Source organism: Pedobacter sp. KBS0701 (genome assembly GCF_005938645.2).
GTDB lineage: Bacteria > Bacteroidota > Bacteroidia > Sphingobacteriales > Sphingobacteriaceae > Pedobacter.
This window is the reverse complement of sequence record NZ_CP042171.1, coordinates 2,564,905-2,585,182: the sequence shown is the minus strand read 5'-3', so window position 1 is coordinate 2,585,182 and position 20,278 is coordinate 2,564,905. Positions and strand designations below refer to the sequence as shown.

Sequence of the window (20,278 nt, the reverse complement as noted above, 5' to 3'; positions counted from 1 at the left end):
TCGGCATATGAAACGACTCTTAAACGGCATATTCTGCATTACCTTACTCTTGTGCCTGCTATCCGCTTCGGGACAGGCACAAACAGGGGCTACGCCCTCTTCGCCCATCAACGCAGGCAATTTTGGCCCTGGTGGCGGCAGCTTTAACGATACACGCAACAGCAGCTCTTCGGGCAATACCACCTATATCAACAGCATAGGGCAGCCCAGTCCTGAAGTGTATTACCGTTTCGTGGTCAGTGCCCCGGTAACGATTGATTTTTCCCTGTGCCAGAGTAATTTTGATACCTATATCCACATTTTGAACGCTTCAGCCAGTGAGATTACCTACCAGGATGATTCGGAAGATTGTGGTACACGGTCTCACCTGGCTTATTCCTTTACCAGCAGTGGTACCTATTACCTGGCAGTGGAAGGTTATGGGAGCAACACGGGGACCATTGTACTGTCGATGAACGTAATGGCAACGGGAGGGACCTCTCCGAATATCAGTTATCCATCTGCCAGCATTACAGCGGCAGTAGGTACGGCAGTTAGCATAGTTCCGACCAATAATGGTGGCGCGGTCCCTGCAGAGGTACAAGCCTCTACTATGTCTGGCAGCAATACTTTAAATAACCCTTTAGGTACTGCTACCGATAGCCAGGGCAATGTATATGTGGCCGATGCGGGGAACCAGCGGATCCTGAAGATCACTGCTGCAGGTGGGGTGAGTACCCTGGCCGGTAGTGGCAGTGAGGGGTCGGCAGATGGTACGGGGACCGCGGCATCTTTCAAACACCCTTCGGCACTAACCGTAGATGCTACAGGCAATGTGTATGTTTCCGATCAGCAAAACCACCGCATTCGTAAAATTACCCCGGGCGGTGTGGTGAGTACCCTGGCCGGCAGTGGTAGCGCTGGCTATGCCAACGGGAATGGTAACGCTGCCAGCTTTAGCAGCCCCATCGGGCTGGCCCTGGATGGGCAGGGGAACCTGTATGTGGCCGATTATTCCAACCACCGCATCCGCAAGATCGAACTTTCCACAGGAAATGTGAGTACCTATGCCGGAAACGGGGCAGCCGGACTGACAGACGGTTCAGCTTCGTCGGCCAGTTTCCGCAATCCTATGGGGCTTTGTGCTGATGCGCAGGGAAACCTGTATGTGGCCGACCGGCTGAACCATGCGGTAAGGAAGATTGCTACCAATGGTACGGTAAGTACGCTGGCAGGCAACGGAAGTTCAGGTTATGCCGACGGGAATGGCAATTCAGCGAGCTTTAACCAGGTAAACGGTGTTGCGCTGGCAGGGGATGGCAACCTGTACGTGGCCGACCTGCAGAACAATATGATCAGGAAGGTCAGCCTTCAGGGCGTAGTGAGCACTTTTGCGGGCAATGCAAGTGCAGGAACGGTTAATGGCCTGGGAAGTGCCATCCGTTTCAGTTCCCCTTATGGGCTCAGCGCCCGCGGCAATTCGCTGTACGTGGCCCAGACCGGTAGCTATGCGGTACGCTGGCTGCAATGGGGAAGTTATACGATTACTCCTGCACTACCGGCAGGCCTGGCTTTGAACAGCATCACCGGCGAGATCACCGGAACGCCTGCCACTTTATCGCCTGTCACCAGCTATACCGTTACCGCCGCCAATGGCAGCGGTAGCAGCAGTTTCACTTTTACACTGGCGGTAGCGGGAACTTCCAATAGCTCGAATTCCAATTACAATGCTGTGTATACTTATATCCCGCGTACTGCCCTTGATGATGAGGCCAGTCTTCCCGGATCCAGCATTGCCAACGTAAACCGTCAGGTACAGTATTTCGATGGACTGGGCAGGCTGATGCAGAACATAAACGTTGGTGCCAGTCCTACCGGAAAAGATGTGGTGCAGCCGATAGCCTATGATGAGTTTGGGCGTGAGGCGATCAAATACCTGCCTTATACCAGCAGTGCAGGGACACCTGGCGCTTACCGGAGTGATGCTTTAAAAGGCAGTTCGGGTTATGACAACAGTGCGCAGAAGAACTTCTACGCGCCATCTGCGGGAGACCATGTGGCTACAGGCTTTCCCGTTTCGATATCCAATTATGAATCCTCACCACTGTCAAGAGTTATTGAACAGGGGGCTCCCGGAGAGGTGTGGCAACCCGGGCAGGGGCATACCGTGAAGATCGAATACACCGGACACTTTTACCAGGGGCAGCAGGACGGGGATATCAGGCGCTATGAGGCCATCATCAATACGACTGCCGGACAGCAGCACCTGCGCAGCCTGACCGAAAACGGGACGTTGTCTTACAATACCTTATTCCTGACGATCACTAAAGATGAAAACTGGTCGGAAAGCGATGGCAGGGCCGGTTGCAGCTATGAATATAAGGATAAGGAAGGGCATGTGGTACTGAAGCGCAGTTTCAATAAAATGCCAGGCGGCACCCTGCAAACCCTTTCGACCTATTATGTTTATGATGACCTGGGTGACCTCTGCTTTGTGCTGCCTCCGGGTGCCAATCCCGATGGTGGTATTCCTGATGCCACGGCGCTGGACAATTTCTGTTACCAGTACCGGTACGACAGCCGGAATCGTCTGATCGAGAAAAAGCTCCCGGGTAAGAGCTGGGAGGAAATGATCTACAATCCGCTTGATCAGGTTGTTTTTACCCAGGATGCCGTGCAGCGGGCCGGGGCGATCAGGAGCTTTGTGAAGTATGATGCCATGGGACGAACAGTGATGACGGGTATAGAGATTGGCCATCATGGAAGCCGTGCCGAAGTGCAGGGTACCGTGAATACCCTTGTTCCATACTGGGAAACCCGCGACAATACCGCGACAAATTACCATGGCTATAATAATCTGAGCTGTCCATCGTACGTTCCCAACCTAAGGCCTTATGTGGTTAATTATTATGACAATTATAACATTCCGGGCCTTCCTGACAACCAGAGCAGCAGTTACAGCAATAAAACAAGAGGGCTGCTCACCGCAGCCAAGACGCTGGTATTGGGCACTACCGACACCTATTTATGGACGGTGAACTATTATGATGAGGATGGACGGATAGCAAGAAGCTGGCAGCAGCATTACAAGGGCGGTGTGGTATCGGCCAGCAGTTATGACCAGAATACCTTTGAATATAACTTTGCGGGGGAAATCGTCAGCAGTACGAGGAAGCACTATGTTGCAGGGACACAAAAGCTTTATGTGTACAATGAGTATGGCTATGACCACACCGGGAGGAAGATTTCTGCCAAACAGCGTACCGGCGACAATGATGCCACGACTAACCCTTTGGTCTACCTTTCGAAGGATAGTTATAATGAAATCGGGCAGCAGCTGGCCAAAGGCCTGCACAGTACGGATGAGGGGGCAAGTTTTGCCCAGACGGTAAAGTACCGGTACAATCCGCGTGGATGGCTAAGCGTGCAGGCGGCACCACTGTTTACCCAGGAGCTGAAGTATGAGCTGGATTCTACCGGGCTGGTGCCACAGTACAACGGGAACATCAGCCAGCAGAAATGGGGCACTAATACAGTGGTCAACAAGCAGTATACTTATACTTACGACCGGATGAACAGGCTACTCAGCGCACAGAGCCATGATGGTAATGATGAAAGCATTACCTACAGCGAGATGGGGAACATCACCAGTCTCCAGCGAAAATCACTCGCGGCTACTGTGGACCAGCTGACTTACAGTTATACGGGCAATAGGCTGAACAGTGTTGCAGATGCGAATGCCAATACCTCAGGTTCGTTTCAGCTTACGGGAACTACCAGTTATGGATACGATGCCAATGGCAATATGAACTCCCGTACAAATGCCACCAATGCGGCCAACAACCTATCCAATATGGACTACAACCACCTGAACCTGCCAACCAATATCAATGCAAACGGTGCAGTGATCACCTATATCTATGATGCAAACGGAACTAAATTAAAAAAACTGGTTACCGGAAATGCCAATGGAAATAATGAGTATATTAGCGGTATCCAATATGAGGATGGTGAGCTGAAGTATGTGACGACCGAGACGGGCAGGGTGAGGCGGATCAATGCGACGAATTACAGTTACGAACATACGCTGGCAGATCATTTGGGTAACGGAAGGGTGTACTTTGATATCAGTGGAGGTGTGGCAAGAAAGATCCAGGAGACGGATTATTATGCTTTTGGACTGGACATCCAGCGGAACCTACTAGGTGTCGAGAACAAGTTCCAGTACAATGGCAAGGAGAAACAGGACCAGGAAAAGATGTATGATTATGGCGCCAGGTTCTATGACCCAATCATTGGAAGGTGGAATGTGCCAGACCCGCTGGCAGAGAAGATGCGCAGGCATTCACCTTATAACTACGGGTTTAACAATCCGATAAGATTTGTGGATCCGGATGGGATGATGCCATATGATTGGTATCAATCAAATGTAACGGGAACTGTTAAGTGGTTTGATGGTAATGGGGAACAGGATGGATACAGGCATGTTGGAGAAGCAGGTACTGTAACATCAAGTGATGGTGGTGTTGTTAACTTAAATGCGGATGGAACAGCTACTAACAGAGGGACAGGTAAGGAAGTTACATCATCCACTAGTGGATTGACGAGTATAGTAGCCAAAGACAATACAGGGGGATTCGCTAAATTTCTATATGATGTCTTTTCTGGAGGGGCGTATAGTCGTCAGGCAAATGCTTTGGATGTTTTAGATAGAGATGGGTTAGGCGCATACAATAATCAAATGATTGCAGATGCGCGAACTGAAATCAGAGGAGATTGGATGGCTGGTGCATATCAGGTTGGAGCATCAGTATCAGTTTCTACGGCCACGAAACTTAGTATTGATGATGTGCTTAACAACCCAAATTTGTTGCAGGGAAAACCACTCAGTCAGGTTCAAAACGCGTTAGGAAAAACAGAGGGATGGGTGAATGATGTAATGAGAAGAAGTACGCGTGCTGATGGATGGGTTCTACGGGAGATGAATCCAGCAGGAACTGATCCTACTGGTAGGATGATACAATACCACCCTGGTACTCCAAGGCATTTTGGAGGACAGCCATACTGGAAAGTTTCCACAGGACCTGGTGGAACTGTTAGAGTTCCGCAACAACCTTAAATAAATGAAAATGGCAGAAAATTATGTTAAAACGATAGAAACCCTGAGGCTTTTATCATCCTCATATGAAGATCAGGTAAGGTGTTTTCCAGATTTTGCTGATGTTCCTGATGAAGTGATATCAAGTTTTGAGACTGTATTCCTATTGATCCCGAGTCTCATTGAGGAAGAAATATTCTCTTTTAAATCAATAGCTTCGATTCTAAGGATATATAATAAGATGCAATGGTCTCTAAGGAATCTAGATCTAGATGATTTTTCTAGTACTGAATGGAATGAGTTGAGAGAATTATCTAAAAACACATTGAGATTACTAGATGAAGTTATCCAAAAGCCTGATATGAAATATATTTAGCTCTGACAGTCTTGGATTAAATGATCGATAGAAAAAAACTATTGCCCCTCTTGTTTAAGAGTTTACTTTTTCAGTGGACTCTTAAACCTTTTATTTAAACTCAAGGACTTTGTCCGTAATATTAGCAAGAGGAGAAAAATATACTAAAGCCCGGCAGTTTAAAAATTGCCAGGCTTTGTTATTTCTGTAGGAGTAGGAGTTGGAGTTTGATTAGCCTTGCTTTAATGGCTCCATAAGTACGGGAGTGTAGCTTGGCGAGTTGTGTAATCTTTATGCCTTCGTTAAAGCGTTGTGTGAGTAGGTTATCCTCTTCTTCACTCCAGGATAAGCCTTGGTTCCCTTTTTGGGCGAGGGCTTCGAGTTGGTTAATGGCGAAGAAAAGTGCTCGGATGATTTCGGGCTGGTTGTATGGGCTATTGGCAGGGAATACCTCTCCGGTTATGGGGTCGGTGCCGGCGGCCAGCGCCTAGAGCATTTCCAGATGTCTGTTGTTATCCTGCATAGGCTTTACCGGTTTTGGCATCGCGTATGATTGCGTTTGCCAGGAAAAGGAGTTTGTCCTTAATGGAGGGTTCGAGTTCTTCTATTTCGTCAATAGGCTTTAAGGTCTGTTTGATCAAGCCGATATTTTTCATTTTTCAATAGTGGAAATGATCGTGGTTAAACAAATTACTTTAACATCTTCATCTCTGTTATATTCTGGATTGGTTATGTTATCAGGAGGGATCTTTAAAGTGGGCTTCGCTCCATCGTCCCCAATAAAATATCAGATCGGTATTAACTGAAACGGTACAAGAATACAACATTCCCCGTATATGCTTTTTCTGTGGAATTATAAATATCTGTCTGGATAACAACCTTGGTGATCCCCCTTAGATCCGAAATAGAGATCAGCTTTGCGCGAAGCTGTACCTAATCAATGGCACTAAACAGACCTCTATATTAAAGCAAACCAGGGGTAGAAAAATGTGGTTAAAAGCAGGTTTATGCGAAAGAGGTTTTTCCTGGGCGAGATTTTTTGTAGTTCACAGGTAAAAGCGTGAAACGGGAGATACGAAATTGAGATGAAGTTTTATTCAGGTGAAGGAATAGCACTGCTTAACAAAACCGGATAAAAAGACCGGGAAGAATGAGTCTTTAGATATTCAAGTTTGTATAAGAAATCGTCAGATAACGCGCTGTTGAATAGTTTTACCAAAAAAGTCTCCACTATATCCACATCCGCAATAGCCATAGAATCAAAAAGCAGCATCCTTTGGAATTCTGCATTGGTATGTAATATGCAGATATATTTTCCAACAATGTTTATACTTACGACATCATCCGTGTATATAGATTTTCGTATTTCTATATCCTGGGAATATTCTTCTCCAAAATGATTGATGTTTCTAGAAATCTTATCCGGATCTTGAGTATAGCTCAGAAAGCTGTGATTACTGTTGGCATCGATGTATAATACGATTGGGTCCTGGTTCATAAAGTTCGTTTCTTAAACTTATAAAACCCTGGAATAAAAACAAGTAGTTTTCATATTTTGCAGCTAATGGTCAGAATGGCAAGGCTGCCATGCTTTTTTATGGGCAATACAGTATCTGTGTTTTTTCCTGAATTTCACTATTGGTTATCATCCGGTCATCTATGGGGCAAAGTTCTTATCTCGATAATCAGTTTCATATTCAGTTCTATAATTTTATGGTAGCTGATGAAGGTTTGTTTGTGTCGGTAAAATGGGCTGTTGGTTGATATTAAGAAACGGCTTGGATGGTTTTGGCTGTCCCCAGCTGGCCGGGCCAGCTGCTCTATCTTTTGTTCCAAAAGGATGCCGAGTCTGTCCCTGACAGGGTAGTACACCTACAAGATCCGGATGTTAATTAATAATTGCTTTTTATGGTTTAAGCATCCTCTATTTCGAAGCTATTTCCTATTTTTGTGCTGCAAACCTATTGGTCTGCACTTTTTATCTAAACTAGCGCTATCAGGATTGATGCGCTTTTTTGTTGAATTATATAAAAGCCTACACATTGTGCCGTTTCGAACGGAATCTTATATTTGCTCGCCAGAATTGATCTGATCGGGATGTAGCGTAGCCAGATATCGCGCCAGCATGGGGTGCTGGAGGTCGTAGGTTCAAATCCTGCCATCCCGACTAAATTTTTTTAAGCTGCAATCGTCCTGGGCGCACCAAGATTGTATAGCCCAAATTTTTCAAACCAACTCAGGTTTTTTTTGCGGTTTTTTTGAAAGCGGAAGATTTTTTCGGCATGCTCAAGCTTACGATTTACAGGTTGTTTGTTAAGAGGAGTTTTTCCTATTTTACATCAATCCATATCGATGATCAGTTTTAACAGAATTGGACATTCACTGGTTCTTTCTGAAGCAGGTATGCTGATATAGCTGATTACTGGTTTTTATAGGCTTTCAGATACGGAGCGGTTTTACTATCTGAGTTTTTGCATAGTGCTTCGGGAAGTCCCGAAAACACCACCTTTCCGCCAAAATGTCCGGCCCCTGGTCCGATATCAATTACCCAATCGCTTTGTGCAATTAACTGCATATCATGTTCCACAACAATTACCGTGTTTCCGCTATCTACGAGCCTGTTTAGCTGCAGGAGCAGCCGCTCAACATCTGACGGATGGAGGCCGGTTGTGGGTTCATCAAGGATGTATAGGGAAGAGCCTTTATTACTTTTTTGCAGTTCTGTTGCTAATTTAATGCGCTGCGCCTCCCCGCCAGATAGTTCAGTTGCGGACTGTCCCAGCCTGAGGTAACCAAGGCCAACCTCCCGTACTACATCCAGGGCCTGGTAAATCTGGAGGTCTTCGTCGAAAAAGTTGCAGGCTTCCTCAACCGTCATTTCCAAAACCTGCGCAATATTTTTATCTTTATAGGTAACTTCTAAAGTTTCGGGGTTGTACCGGGTACCTCCGCAGGCCGGGCAGGGGGTATATACACTCGGCAGAAACAGCAGTTCGACCATCACAAAGCCTTCACCCTGGCAATTCGGACAGCGGCCCTTAACCAGGTTGAAGGAAAAGCGCCCGGCGTCATACCGCCTTTTTTTGGCCGATAGTGTGTTGGCAAAGCGTTTGCGTATGTGGTCGAAAAGCCCGGTATAGGTAGCAAGATTTGATCGGGGGGTTCTGCCGATAGGGCGCTGATCGACAACAACCATTCTGGTTATTTGCCCGGCTCCGCCGATAATTTTTCCGCTAGCCGGCTGTGAGCTGTCGACTACAGGACCTTCCCCTGTGGGTTCACTCGGGAGTTCGGTTTTCATTCCCAGTTGCTTTGACAATAACTCCACAAGTACCTGGCTAACCAAACTGCTTTTTCCTGAACCCGAAATTCCCGTCACACAGGTCATTACGCCAAGAGGAAAGTCGACGTCCACATTCCTTAAGTTGTGCTTTGTTGCTCCGCGAACCTGAAGCTGTCCGGTGGATGTTCTTGGCTTGTGTTCAGGGCTACTGGAAGTGCCTGAAAGAAATCTTCCGGTAAGGGATGCCGTATTTTTTTTCAAACCTGCAACTGTTCCGCTGTAGATGATCTGCCCGCCCTGCTCACCTGCACCCGGTCCGACATCAATAATCCAGTCTGCGCGCTTGATTACCTCTATTTCATGTTCTACGACAAAAATGCTGTTTCCTTCGCTTTTTAATTTCTCCAGGATACGCAATAAAGCTTCGGTATCTGCAGGGTGTAAACCTGCCGAGGGCTCATCAAGAACATAAACCACACCGAACAGATTGGAGTGTACCTGAGTTGACAGACGCAATCTTTGTAGTTCTCCGGGAGAAAGGGTGGGGGTACTTCTGTCAAGGGTAAGATAGCCTAAACCAAGCTCCAGCATAACACCGATTCTTGAGCGTATATCTGTAGATATTCTTTGTATAACCAGTTGTTTTTCCTGGGGTTTTACAAACTTTTCATTCTTTGCAGGTTCACTAAAAAGCTTTGATAGTTCAGCTAGTGTCATTCCGGAAGTTTCTGCGATATCTCTGCCTTTGAATTTCACAGACAGTGCTTCTTTTTTCAGCCGCTTGCCGGCACAAACCGGGCATATCTTGCTAATCATATATTTTGAAACCCTTTTTTTCATCAGTTCAGATTGGCTTGATGAGAAGGTTTTCAATACGTAAGCCCGGGCACCAATGAAGGTGCCCATATAATCCGGCTGCCGCTTTTTTGCAATTGCTAATCGGGTGTCCTCCGGTGAAAGGCCGGGATAAACGGGAGCTGTAGGGGTTTCTTCAGTAAACAGTATCCAATCCCTTTGCTTTTTTGGTAATTTTTTCCAGGCAGTATCGACATCGTAACCCAGCGATACTAAGATGTCCCGCTGGTTTTGACCCTGCCATGCCCGTGGCCAGGATGCAATTGCGCCTGCTCTGATGCTGAGCGTATCGTCCGGTACCATCGTTTCTTCATTGACCTCGAAGACACTGCCCATACCGTGACATTCCTGGCAGGCACCTTCAGGTGTGTTATAAGAAAAGCCCTCGGCATAGATGATGGATTGACCGGGTGGATAGTCTCCGGCGCGAGAGAAAAGCATTCTAAGTAAGTTCGATAAAGTAGTTACGCTGCCAACCGAAGATCTGGTGGAAGTCCCGGAACGCTGCTGTTGTAGGGCAACTGCGGGAGGTAGTCCCTCGATTGAGTCTACTTCGGGAACATTCATCTGGTTAAAAAGCCTGCGCGCATAAGGCGAAACGGATTCGAGATAGCGCCGCTGCGCTTCTGCATAGAGTGTACCGAACGCAAGGGATGATTTCCCTGATCCTGAGACACCCGTAAATACAACCAGTTTATCCCGGGGAATCTCAAGGGAAATATCTTTTAAATTATGTTCCCTCGCACCTTTTACCCGGATTACATCGGTCTTGTTCTCTTTCGCCATCTTTTATGTTTTATATATAATTAGCAACAGAAATTAGCGAAGTAGGTTTGGGAAAATCTGAAATCACCATGCGGTCTCGGAAGATGTAAACTAATTCTAGTATTATAACTCAAAAACGACAAGTAAGTTCAGGACGGGTCAGCCTTTCGGATTCAAAACAAAAACGGCAACCCGTTCACGGAGTTGCCGTTGACTATCTTTAAATGAAAGAAGTATTTTATAAATTATCGGTTTGCGATTCCAATGCGTTTTGTATTGCAGCAGGAATGTTAGATAGAAGATTATAACCAGTTGCTGATTCTATAGCATTAACACTTGTGCGGTATGTTTTCCAGTTGGTATTTAAGCCGTTCGTATTAGGCATGTTTACCGAAATAACGCGGGTAGATGAAGTAATCCGGTTTAAATCGTCATTACCGTTTGCCAATACCACAATTATTTTCCAGGTATTGGATGGAACATTAACCCGACCGTTATCAATGGTATAGGTAATCCCTCCGTTACTACCCGTGCCGCCAGAACCATAAGAACCGCAGATGATGTAAACTTCATTTCCTGATGTAACCAGTGAACGGGCATAATTTTCAAGGTCAGCCCATGGACCCTGGTTATTATTTGGTGCCTGTGGCATCATGTTGCTCATTAAAAAAGTAGAAGAGTTGGCGGCTACTGATGCTGTTCTATCAGCAGAGGGACAATTGTGGCCACGATCGAAACCAGAGCCGGAGTAACTGCTGCTAGATACCTGATACCAGCCGGAAGGCAAAGTATTATCAGCCCGGAAATCATCCTGGCGAGAGGTTGAACCCAGATCTGAAGACGAGACATGCCAGCTTACCCAGTTAGGTGTAGCCCTGCTTTTGCTATATGAACTTGTATAATAGGTACGCTCCATTAAATAATTTTCAGGATAAGAAATGTTTGCAACTGCATTACTTGGGTTACCCATTAAAAGGTTATTGTTATCTCCCGGAGTGGTAGTCGGAGGTATTGTAGTTCCGCCACCTGTTGAAATGCTGAAATCATCGATATTGATGCGGTTAGTACCGCCACTGATTTTGCGAACCTGAAAACGCACATTTCCGGAAATTGCCGTATTAAAAGTGACAGTTGATAAGCTGGCTGCACTACTGGTGATGGTGCTTCCGGTTTGCTGCCAGCTCGACCCTCCGTTCGTTGAATACCACAATTGCCAGGTACTATTGCCGTCAGTACCATATTTGGCGTGTGCAATGGTAACAACATCAGCGCCGCTTACGTCGAAGTTCATGCCCAGTATCCCGGTATTGCGGATCCTTACCGACTGATTCCCGTTTTTGGCATCAGCAGCCAGATTTCCAATTAAAGCGTCGTTCATGGTCCAGCTTCCGCTGCTTAAGGTTACGGATGCAGTAGTGTAACTGCTTTTAGTACCTGATTCGAAAGACTCCGGAAAACCTGAAACGACAGCTTGTGCGTTTGCTACAACAGCTTTGGTGTTTAGTTTTTGCTCAAAGACACTTGCTCCCGGTTCGGTTTGATTTTCTTTTTTACAGGCAGCAAGGCCCAGGGACAATATGGCCAGTAAGCTTAATTTTTTTAATGCTTTCATGCTTAAATTAGTTTGTTATGTAATTAGATTTTAGTTCTAAGTTTCTATAGCGAAGGTTTCTATAGCCAGGCAGCTGCCATCGGATAGATGGCCGATAATCAGGACAGGGATCCTGCTTGCACCTTCTATGCGAATGACCTGCAAATGAGACAGGTTTTGATTTAAAAACAGCTGGATGGCCTTAATTTTTCGGGCATTTTCTACCATTGGCGCATCTGATGGATCTGCTTTGGAAACAATGTGATGGAAAAATGCATCAGCATCCAGTTGTTTTAAATTAGAAAGCTCAGCCTGATATTGAACGGCAATTTTATTCAATATGCCATCAGGCGAAATCTTTCCCCAATTGACTAATTTAAATGGATTTTCTGATTCAGTAAAATACAATACCCCCGAAAGAAGTTCGGTAATTGTATCCAGGATATTGTTATACATGCAGATGGAATAGGTATGTTTACTATTTACTGCTCCTAAATTATTAAATATGCATGCAAAATATGCTAATAACGGATTATCATAGTGTTAATTTTTATACCTATTTAACTAAAAATGAATCTATTTAACGTGAGTTCGTGATAAGGCTGATTGAGATCTGTAAAGTATGTAATTGTCTGAATATCAATAATTAATCGTAAAATTTGTATTTAAGTGTCTAATTTAAAGAACAACATTATATGCTTGCTCCTGAAAAATTATTGAAATTTTCGTTAAGGTGGATGACTACTGTAGAGAATAGGAGTCCAAATAAGTAAATACCAGCTTGATGCAGGTAATTGCAAGATACGAAACAGAAAAGTGTCGCTTGCTGATAGTGAGATCATCACGATACTGATCGTCTTTCACAGCGGCTCAGCTTGAAGCCGTCAAGCAGGTTTAGTATTTCACTAGCCGCCAAACTAAATTCAATACCAATATATTTTAAAAATACCGCTAATCAGAAAAAATTCACAAAAATTACTGTAAAAGGTAACATGATTCTAAACAAACTTTAATAATTGGAATGAATCAAAAAATGGGGGAAGCTAAAAGTTGATCCAATTAACCTTGCAGTCGATTAGTTAATGAATGGATAATCTGCTGTTAACATATAGGTATTGTTCACAATTTACTTTTGTGTGGTGTAAAAAGTAAATGCTAATGGCTTATAAAGATTTACCAGATGATATCCTTCTAGAAAAATTCCGAGAAAGCGATACTAAAGCCTATGACGCACTCTTCTTTAGATATTTTAGAAAAATCTACGCGTTTGCCAAATCGTCTCTTGGAGATGATGAAATGGCAAAAGAACTAGCGATGGACGTTATGATAAGATTCTGGCAAAGAAAAGGTGAGATCATGATACAAACTGATCTCAACGCTTACCTCTACCAATCGGTCAGAAATGCGCTATATAACCATTGGAAAAGAAAAATTATTGTTACCGAATCAATTGATCAACTTGAAGAAGCTACTCAGCCTTTTTTGTTTTCAACTGACCATTCTCTCGCACACAAGGAGCTTCAGCAGGTATATCAGGAAAAGTTAAGCAAACTCAGCCCGCAACGAAGGGAGGTTTTCAGGATGAGTAGGGAACAAGACATGTCTTATGCTGAAATTGCCCGCCAGCTAAATCTGTCAGTACATACAGTAAGAAACCATATTAGTGCATCAATACAGTATTTTCGTGAACATTTAAATGAATTTGCCACCCTGCTTCTGGTGATATCGTTTCTGACATCGTTTAAATAATAACCTTAAACGTTTTCTCCTTACTTATTTCTGAGCTATTCAATGCATTAAATTTATTTTACTTTGCATTAGTACTGGTATTTGTTTTTGTTGTTTACTTCAATGAGAGACGTATCATGCAACAACAAATAAGCAAGAGTTTAATTAAAAAATTTTTAGCAAAGGAATGCACTGAAGACGAAAGAACGGTTGTCATAAAGGCATTGAATACCGCTGCCGGACAACGCTTATTCGACGAAGTATTGCTGGCAGGGTGGGATGCCCCTCGCGAAACCGAGGAAATTAGTGATCTGCAGCTGTTTCGATGGAATCAGGAACTTCATCAAAGGGTTGAGCAAATCGCGGGCACCAAAGTAATTAAATGGTACCATTCAAATTTACTTCGCTATGCGGGTGTCAGTGTGGCTGTTATCGTCGGACTGGCATTTTTTATTCACAAAAATATCAGTGAATCTACCGAAAACATGCGTGTTGCTATTCGTCACATCTCCAACCCCCATGGTAAGAGGTCTATTATAACACTACCGGACAGTTCTATTGTTTATCTGGGGGCCGGGAGTAAGATCAGCTTCCCTGAAAAATTCGCTGATGAGCAAAGAAATATCAGCCTGGAAGGTGAGGCTTTTTTCGACGTTAAACATAAACCTCAACAGGCCTTTATAGTCCGTACCGGCGATTTGCAGACGAGGGACATTGGCACATCATTTCAAATTTTTGCATTTAAGAACCACCCTGTCAAGGTTGCGCTGGCAAGTGGTGAGGTGAGTGTCGAACGGTTAAAAGATAGGAAAATTCAGGTTTTAGCACGCTTGGTACCAGGGCAGCAATGTGTTTGGGACAATAAAAAACTCTCAACAAGTACGGTACCAACTAGTGATATTTCAGGCTGGAAAGATGGTCATTTAGTATTCGACGGAGTTTCGCTAAGTGAATTAACCGCAGTCTTAGAACGATGGTACGATGTTAAGTTCATTTTCACTAACCGTTCCAGAAAGCAATTGTCAGTAACCACAAGGCTTACCGTAGAGAAAACACCAATTACAGCTGTAATCCAGGCCCTAAGTATCATGGAACACTTTACCTACAAGGTCCGTGGCCGGCAAATCATTATTAATTAATCAACAAATGGAAAGGATATTTATGTAAACGACTTATACAAAAAACCATCCTGTGTTCAGCAGGATGGCAACTCTTAAAGTAAAGCCGTTGGATTGGAACCCCGTTTCGGCTTATTCATGAATTATCCCTTTGGCACTTCTGCTTCAGGGAGGTAATAGCTTATGTTCAAATGAAAATAAACCATAACTGGTGTAAAAATATTAAAAAAGGATCGCAACCTGCTAAATGTATCCTGTTTTTTATGAGATGTTCAATTATCGTCCTGATTGTTCAGGCCACTTTTCTAAGTTTGCTATATGCAAGTTCGGCTAAAAGTCAGACCCTTGATCAAAAAATAGATCTTCAACTCACCAATGCCAGTGTAAAAGAAAGTTTGCTTAAAGTGCAGCGGCTAAGTAACACAAATTTTTTATTTAATGATCAACTCATAAGATCGGTTGAGAAAAAGATAAGTATCGAGGTAAACGGGATTACCGTTAGGGATGCAATTGAAGATATTATAAAGCATACTGGCTTACAGTACCGGGTAGTAAATGGTTTTGTCACCATTGATCGAAAAGTCATCCCCCCGGATCCTGGCGTCATAGAGGGCACCATTTATGACGCCAAAACTAATGAAACGCTTATTAGCGCCATTGTAATTATTTCCGGTCGTTCTTATTTCACGGATATTAAGGGACATTATAAGATCAGTATCAACCCTGGTACCTACGCAGTAGATGCAAGATATATCGGTTATGACCCGAAAACGATAAGCGGGGTTATCGTCAAATCGTCGGTGGTTACGCCTTTGAACATTCAGTTACAACCATCTTCTACGGCGCTTGGCGAGGTTAAAATTGAAGCCCGGCGCCGGGTGGGTAATGAGGTCGTATTGCTTAATGACCGTAAAAATTCCGCATCAGTAACAGATGGTATATCTGCACAGAATATTGAAAAAACGGCAAGTATTACCACTACCCAGGCTTTACAGCGCGTAACAGGTGTTACTATAACAGACGACAAGTATGTGGCCATTCGTGGATTAGGTGACCGAAGTGTTATTGCGGAGCTGAACGGTGCCCGCCTGTCGTCCGCCAATCCTGATCGAAGCACTGTACCCTTAGACCTCGTACCAGCAGCATTACTGGATAACATCAACATTTATAAGACGTCAAGTCCTGACCGGCCTGCGGATGCTTCTGCCGGGCTAATCGAATTGAAGACGAAATCAGTACCGGAAAAACTAGTGTTTGAAATTACCGCCCAAACCGGGTTTAATTCTAACATCGGTTTAGGAGGTAAGTATAATAGTTTTTATAATGGCGACCCGGGTTTCTTCGGACAAAAGGTCAGCAACCATAATTTGAGCAATGACTTCCTAAACCTGAGCCGGCAATATCCGGGAGGCCTGGTACAAATTCAGGATCTTTTTATTCAAAGTCGCAACAGTCCTGCACTTAAGGCTGAGGCTTTGCGCGTAAGCAAGGTGATGCAAAGTCTCGACCCTGTACTCACTACAGGTTACAGTAAAGCGGATCCAAACCAGGTGTACACTCTATCTTTCGGCAATTCCTATAAAGTGTTTGGCGGGCATACACTTGGTATTATTGCAAACGGCAACTACTATCAGCGCAGTACGGATATTTATCAAGGAGAGCGTAATCAGTACAGTTTGTATCAGGGGGTAGTAACCGGTTCTGCAGCCATTTATAACCCTCTACGCATTCCTGGAACCATAAGCCCTAATTATCCAAGGCTTGGAAAATACATTAGTTACAAGGAGAATACGGGTAATAAAACATTAAATTATGGCGGATTAATCGGCCTAACTTATCAATTCAACAAAAATAACGAGATCCAGTTTCAATATATAGGTAGCCGTGGAGCTGAATCCGAAGGCAGTAACCTCTACGGTTCATGGCAGAATACCGGGTTGAATTTTCCGGTGTATAATACGGTAAATCAATTACGAAATACCTTCCGGACCTTTAACACTTTTAACTTCCAGGGTGAACATAAATTATTGAAACAGGATTGGTCTCCGAAGCTAAGTTACAATTTCAGCAGCTCTAACAGCTCCCACAATGATCCGGATTTTCGCTCTACAAATGTAGCCAATTTGAGTACCGTACAGTACCAGGACCCTAATGGGGTGGGCATAGGAACCAATACCTATACCTTTGTAAGTGGGCTGGTGCATGGTGCGGGATCCGATGTGAATAATATTATCGTTGCCGACCCCAACGGCCGACAATACCGCAAACTGGAGGAGCGCAATTATAACTTCAAGGCCGATGTAACGCAACCTTTTAAATTGGGTAAGTTACAGCAGGCTTTCAAATTTGGAGTGAACTATCTTAAAAGGGACCGCGACTTTACACAAAATATATTGGGTTTGCCAGGTTCAACGCTTACAGGCGGCAATTCACAGCTGATCAACAATGTAAAAGGAGATCTTAATCAATTGGTATCTCCAGCCAATATTGGTTTACTGGCACCAGTTCAGTATGACAATGAAGGACAGCCAATGGTAGGTGGATTTTTGTATCAGATCAGGAAGGCGCCCAATAATTATACCGGTTCGTACGAAACGCGTGCATTTTACGGTATGCTTGATGCCACTTTACTGGAGGGGCTTCGGGCAGCAGGGGGTGTTCGTTTTGAATCAACTGACATCAGGGCGCAGGTAGATACGGCCAACGTATTTGTTCCCTTCAACCTGAATACGGTTACCGGGTTACCTACAGAAAAAGTAGGTTATAATACTACTACACCCAATACCAGGTATTCCAGGAATTACCGGCCTTATTATTCCGTAAATATTACGTATTCAAAAATAAAGAATATGAATTTCAGGGTAGCCTACAGCACGTCACTTGCCAGGCCTGAGTTAAGGGAACTGACCAATATTTTTGAGTTTGACCCTTTTCAGTTTGCGGTGATTGGCGGTAATCCAAACCTCATCAATCAATTGACAAAGAGTGCAGATTTTAGATGGGAATGGTTTGATGCACCCGGAGAAATTTTGTCTGCCTCGGTTTTTACCAAGGTCATCGAGAATCCATTGCAACGGGTATTTAGATATGCATCGCAGGGAAACTTGTCTACCGCTCCTGAATTTCCATTGATCATTTATGAGAATGACCCAAATAAAGGCAAAGTCTATGGCGTTGAAATGGAAGCCCGGCGCGACCTTGGAAAAGTATGGGACCCGCTTAAGTATTTGTTTTTTGGAATCAACCTTTTATTTAATGTGAGCAGCATTCAAAAGAACGCAGAACGTTTAGATGCCGCCCGTATCAACGATCGCCGCTCCTCCGAAAGCAGTCCGGTATTTGAACAGGCCCCTTATGCGATCAATACTTATCTGGACTATGCGAATACCCGTAGTGGTACCAATATTACGGCTAGTTTTAATATGGTAGGTGCAAGGCTTATCCAGGTGCAGCTGGATGGTACGCCCGACTTGTACGACCGGCCAACACCAACTATGGATCTTGTTTTTAGCCAGAAGCTCGGCAACAAATGGATGGTTAAAGGCTTCGCTAAAAATCTTTTTGACCCGGCTTATAAACAGGTGTATACTGGTCCCGGAGAAAAGGGCAAGTATTATGGCAGCGAATACATCTACCGTAGTTATCATAAAGGAGCTGAGTTTTCATTGGGGCTTACTTATAAATTATTCTAGATCATCATGAAACAAAAAAAATCAATATTATCTTACAGGCCTTTTCTTTTTTTGCTTGCCACAATGCTTTGCCTGAGTGCTTGTACAAAGGACAAGTTGGACAATAAGCCTATTCAGACCGATGTTGGATATGCTTCAGCTTCTAGTATACGCATGTTCAATTTGTCAACATCGACAGATGTAACCGTCAATAATATCCCGCTTACTGCCCGCCAGACCAACGGCCAGAATCAAGGCAGTACCGATATAGGTCTTTCTATATTCCCATCCGGAAAATGGATAAGTGGCGAAGATGGCGGTCCGTTCATTTTACCGAATAGTTTGCTTGATAAAAATGGCATGGCCCATTTTATCATCGGCAGTTTAGACACTATAATAGTGAATGACGTAGAACATCCCAAGGACTACTACTTCATGAGCAACGGGCACTTGCGGGTGGTGGACCGGAACAACATTCAGCCTGTGGCTGCTCAGAACTTCAAAATACGAATTGTTAATTTAGGCAGCAAATTGATGGGAAATATACTGGACCTGAATGGTTCTGTCACGCTTACTTACGCTGATGGTACAGTAGTTGATCAGCGTGTAAGTAATATTGCGTTGGGTGCATCATCCGATTATGTTGAATTACCTTACGGTGCCTATCAGTTCAAATTGTTTATTGCGGGAGGTGCTGGTATTGATGTAACAAAGCAATTGGCAGATTTTCCTACAACAGCCTATTATGATCCCTGTAATCCCTCTTTTCACCCGCAACAGGGCATAAATACCAGGGTACGTACATTCAAACCGGGGGGCGTATATACCATTTTGGTATCGGAGAACTTTCATAGTTTATTCACCGATTGTCCGATGGGAATATTGCCTGCAGGACTTTATGCCAATTCTTACCGGGTACTTACCGAATATAACCCGGGTGTTAACAACACTTTCGCCCGTATGCATGCCGTAAACGCAGTTCCCGGTAAAAGCATCTCATTTACTGTTGATGGCAAGGCTTTAGGAGCACAACATCCATACATCGGCCAAGTTGCCGGATCGAAGGCTGTACCTGCCGAATACGAGATCTATGTACAGGGCAAACATCATGTTGTTGCCAGGGATGAAAATGGCAGCCTGCTTGCCGAGGATGATCTGATGCTTTACCCTTATGACAATTACACTATTTGGTTATACAACAACAAGGAAGGAAAACCTGTTTTGGTGTTTCAGCCCAATGACATGACGGGTACTTTATATGCAAGTGCCTACCATCCCAATGGCGCCGTTATTCCGGATGACGGCACCAACGGAGCAGCAAGGCTTGTCCAATATCCTTACGCATTGCAGTCAAGATTTATTAACCTATGTTCCGATATGCCTTATGCAACATTTACCAGCGATCACCAATTGCTGCTACCTGCCATAGGTCCAAACCTGCAGGATTCGATCAGGTATTTCAGCGCTTACGTAAACATGGCACCTGGCGCTTTGCCTTCAAGAAATGCTTCTGTTATTTATTCGATACCAAATTACTCGCCAGCTTCCAGCGGTGTTCCGTTTGGGAACACTGAGAAATCTTATTTGCCGAAATTACTACGTGCTTTCCGCTCTAAACCGGCACCTGATGCGGAAGTGCCCGGTAGTTTAGAGGCAAGTATTGCGCCATTAGATGTATATGGAGCCTTTGTAGCCAACAATAGCCTTTATACATTCCCTCAATTTAAGAGCCCTGAAACAGGTATTTATACCGTAGCGCTGGTGGGGCGGCTATCTAATGGCGGGAACGGAAACCAGGCAAAGCTGATCGTGATTAAACATAACAAGTAAAACAA

11 protein-coding genes and 1 tRNA gene are annotated in these 20,278 nt (G+C 44.3%); 7 read left to right on the top strand and 5 right to left on the bottom strand.

The features are described 5' to 3' along the window. The first annotated feature begins 7 nt into the window (after nucleotides 1-7). Together FFJ24_RS10280 and FFJ24_RS10275 are read left to right on the top strand one after the other, a co-directional pair. On the top strand, nucleotides 8-5,098 hold the full coding sequence (locus tag FFJ24_RS10280) for a DUF6443 domain-containing protein (RefSeq protein WP_138821416.1): 5,091 nt from the start codon (nucleotides 8-10) through the stop codon (nucleotides 5,096-5,098). Nucleotides 5,099-5,108: 10 nt separating this feature from the next. Continuing rightward, entirely contained in the window at nucleotides 5,109-5,453 is a 345-nt protein-coding gene (locus FFJ24_RS10275) for a hypothetical protein (RefSeq protein ID WP_138821415.1), read from the top strand. 491 nt (nucleotides 5,454-5,944) lie between these two features. On the opposite strand, the gene FFJ24_RS26070 is transcribed toward FFJ24_RS10275, so the two are convergent. Together FFJ24_RS26070 and FFJ24_RS10265 are read right to left on the bottom strand one after the other, a co-directional pair. Next, nucleotides 5,945-6,088, bottom strand: coding sequence for a hypothetical protein (locus tag FFJ24_RS26070; RefSeq protein ID WP_168202445.1), 144 nt, complete (start codon nucleotides 6,086-6,088; stop codon nucleotides 5,945-5,947). Between the two features lie 437 nt (nucleotides 6,089-6,525). After that, on the bottom strand, nucleotides 6,526-6,930 hold the full coding sequence (locus tag FFJ24_RS10265; RefSeq protein WP_138821414.1) for a hypothetical protein: 405 nt from the start codon (nucleotides 6,928-6,930) through the stop codon (nucleotides 6,526-6,528). A 595-nt stretch (nucleotides 6,931-7,525) separates the two neighbouring features. Here FFJ24_RS10265 and FFJ24_RS10260 point away from each other — a divergent pair. Further along, a tRNA-Pro gene (locus FFJ24_RS10260) sits at nucleotides 7,526-7,599 on the top strand. A 252-nt stretch (nucleotides 7,600-7,851) separates the two neighbouring features. On the opposite strand, the gene uvrA is transcribed toward FFJ24_RS10260, so the two are convergent. The 3 genes from uvrA to FFJ24_RS10245 form a co-directional block, all read right to left on the bottom strand. After that, nucleotides 7,852-10,356, bottom strand: a complete 2,505-nt coding sequence (gene uvrA, locus FFJ24_RS10255; protein ID WP_138821413.1) for an excinuclease ABC subunit UvrA — start codon at nucleotides 10,354-10,356, stop codon at nucleotides 7,852-7,854. 217 nt (nucleotides 10,357-10,573) lie between these two features. Next, complete coding sequence (locus tag FFJ24_RS10250) at nucleotides 10,574-11,947, bottom strand: DNA/RNA non-specific endonuclease (protein ID WP_138821412.1); 1,374 nt, start codon at nucleotides 11,945-11,947, stop codon at nucleotides 10,574-10,576. Nucleotides 11,948-11,983: 36 nt separating this feature from the next. Continuing rightward, the gene (locus FFJ24_RS10245) at nucleotides 11,984-12,382 is read right to left on the bottom strand and encodes a nuclease A inhibitor family protein (RefSeq protein ID WP_138821411.1); all 399 of its coding nucleotides are present in this window, start codon (nucleotides 12,380-12,382) and stop codon (nucleotides 11,984-11,986) included. A gap of 702 nt (nucleotides 12,383-13,084) precedes the next feature. Here FFJ24_RS10245 and FFJ24_RS10235 point away from each other — a divergent pair. From FFJ24_RS10235 to FFJ24_RS10220, 4 genes are all read left to right on the top strand, one after another. Continuing rightward, on the top strand, nucleotides 13,085-13,675 hold the full coding sequence (locus tag FFJ24_RS10235; RefSeq protein ID WP_168202444.1) for an RNA polymerase sigma-70 factor: 591 nt from the start codon (nucleotides 13,085-13,087) through the stop codon (nucleotides 13,673-13,675). Nucleotides 13,676-13,791: 116 nt separating this feature from the next. Then, nucleotides 13,792-14,793, top strand: a complete 1,002-nt coding sequence (locus FFJ24_RS10230; protein ID WP_138821409.1) for a FecR family protein — start codon at nucleotides 13,792-13,794, stop codon at nucleotides 14,791-14,793. A 242-nt stretch (nucleotides 14,794-15,035) separates the two neighbouring features. Continuing rightward, on the top strand, nucleotides 15,036-18,464 hold the full coding sequence (locus FFJ24_RS10225; RefSeq protein ID WP_138821408.1) for a TonB-dependent receptor domain-containing protein: 3,429 nt from the start codon (nucleotides 15,036-15,038) through the stop codon (nucleotides 18,462-18,464). 6 nt (nucleotides 18,465-18,470) lie between these two features. Beyond that, nucleotides 18,471-20,273, top strand: a complete 1,803-nt coding sequence (locus tag FFJ24_RS10220) for a hypothetical protein (protein WP_138821407.1) — start codon at nucleotides 18,471-18,473, stop codon at nucleotides 20,271-20,273. Nucleotides 20,274-20,278 lie beyond the last annotated feature (5 nt).

Bases quoted from the DNA above. Each gene is read 5' to 3' on its own strand.
- FFJ24_RS26070 (WP_168202445.1), bottom strand. From the start codon at position 6,088: ATGAAAAATATCGGCTTGATCAAACAGACCTTAAAGCCTATTGACGAA.
- FFJ24_RS10245 (WP_138821411.1), bottom strand. From the start codon at position 12,382: ATGTATAACAATATCCTGGATACAATTACCGAACTTCTTTCGGGGGTA.
- FFJ24_RS10250 (WP_138821412.1), bottom strand. From the start codon at position 11,947: ATGAAAGCATTAAAAAAATTAAGCTTACTGGCCATATTGTCCCTGGGC.
- FFJ24_RS10230 (WP_138821409.1), top strand. From the start codon at position 13,792: ATGCAACAACAAATAAGCAAGAGTTTAATTAAAAAATTTTTAGCAAAG.
- FFJ24_RS10220 (WP_138821407.1), top strand. From the start codon at position 18,471: ATGAAACAAAAAAAATCAATATTATCTTACAGGCCTTTTCTTTTTTTG.
- FFJ24_RS10265 (WP_138821414.1), bottom strand. From the start codon at position 6,930: ATGAACCAGGACCCAATCGTATTATACATCGATGCCAACAGTAATCAC.
- FFJ24_RS10275 (WP_138821415.1), top strand. From the start codon at position 5,109: ATGGCAGAAAATTATGTTAAAACGATAGAAACCCTGAGGCTTTTATCA.
- FFJ24_RS10235 (WP_168202444.1), top strand. From the start codon at position 13,085: ATGGCTTATAAAGATTTACCAGATGATATCCTTCTAGAAAAATTCCGA.
- uvrA (WP_138821413.1), bottom strand. From the start codon at position 10,356: ATGGCGAAAGAGAACAAGACCGATGTAATCCGGGTAAAAGGTGCGAGG.
- FFJ24_RS10280 (WP_138821416.1), top strand. From the start codon at position 8: ATGAAACGACTCTTAAACGGCATATTCTGCATTACCTTACTCTTGTGC.
- FFJ24_RS10225 (WP_138821408.1), top strand. From the start codon at position 15,036: ATGAGATGTTCAATTATCGTCCTGATTGTTCAGGCCACTTTTCTAAGT.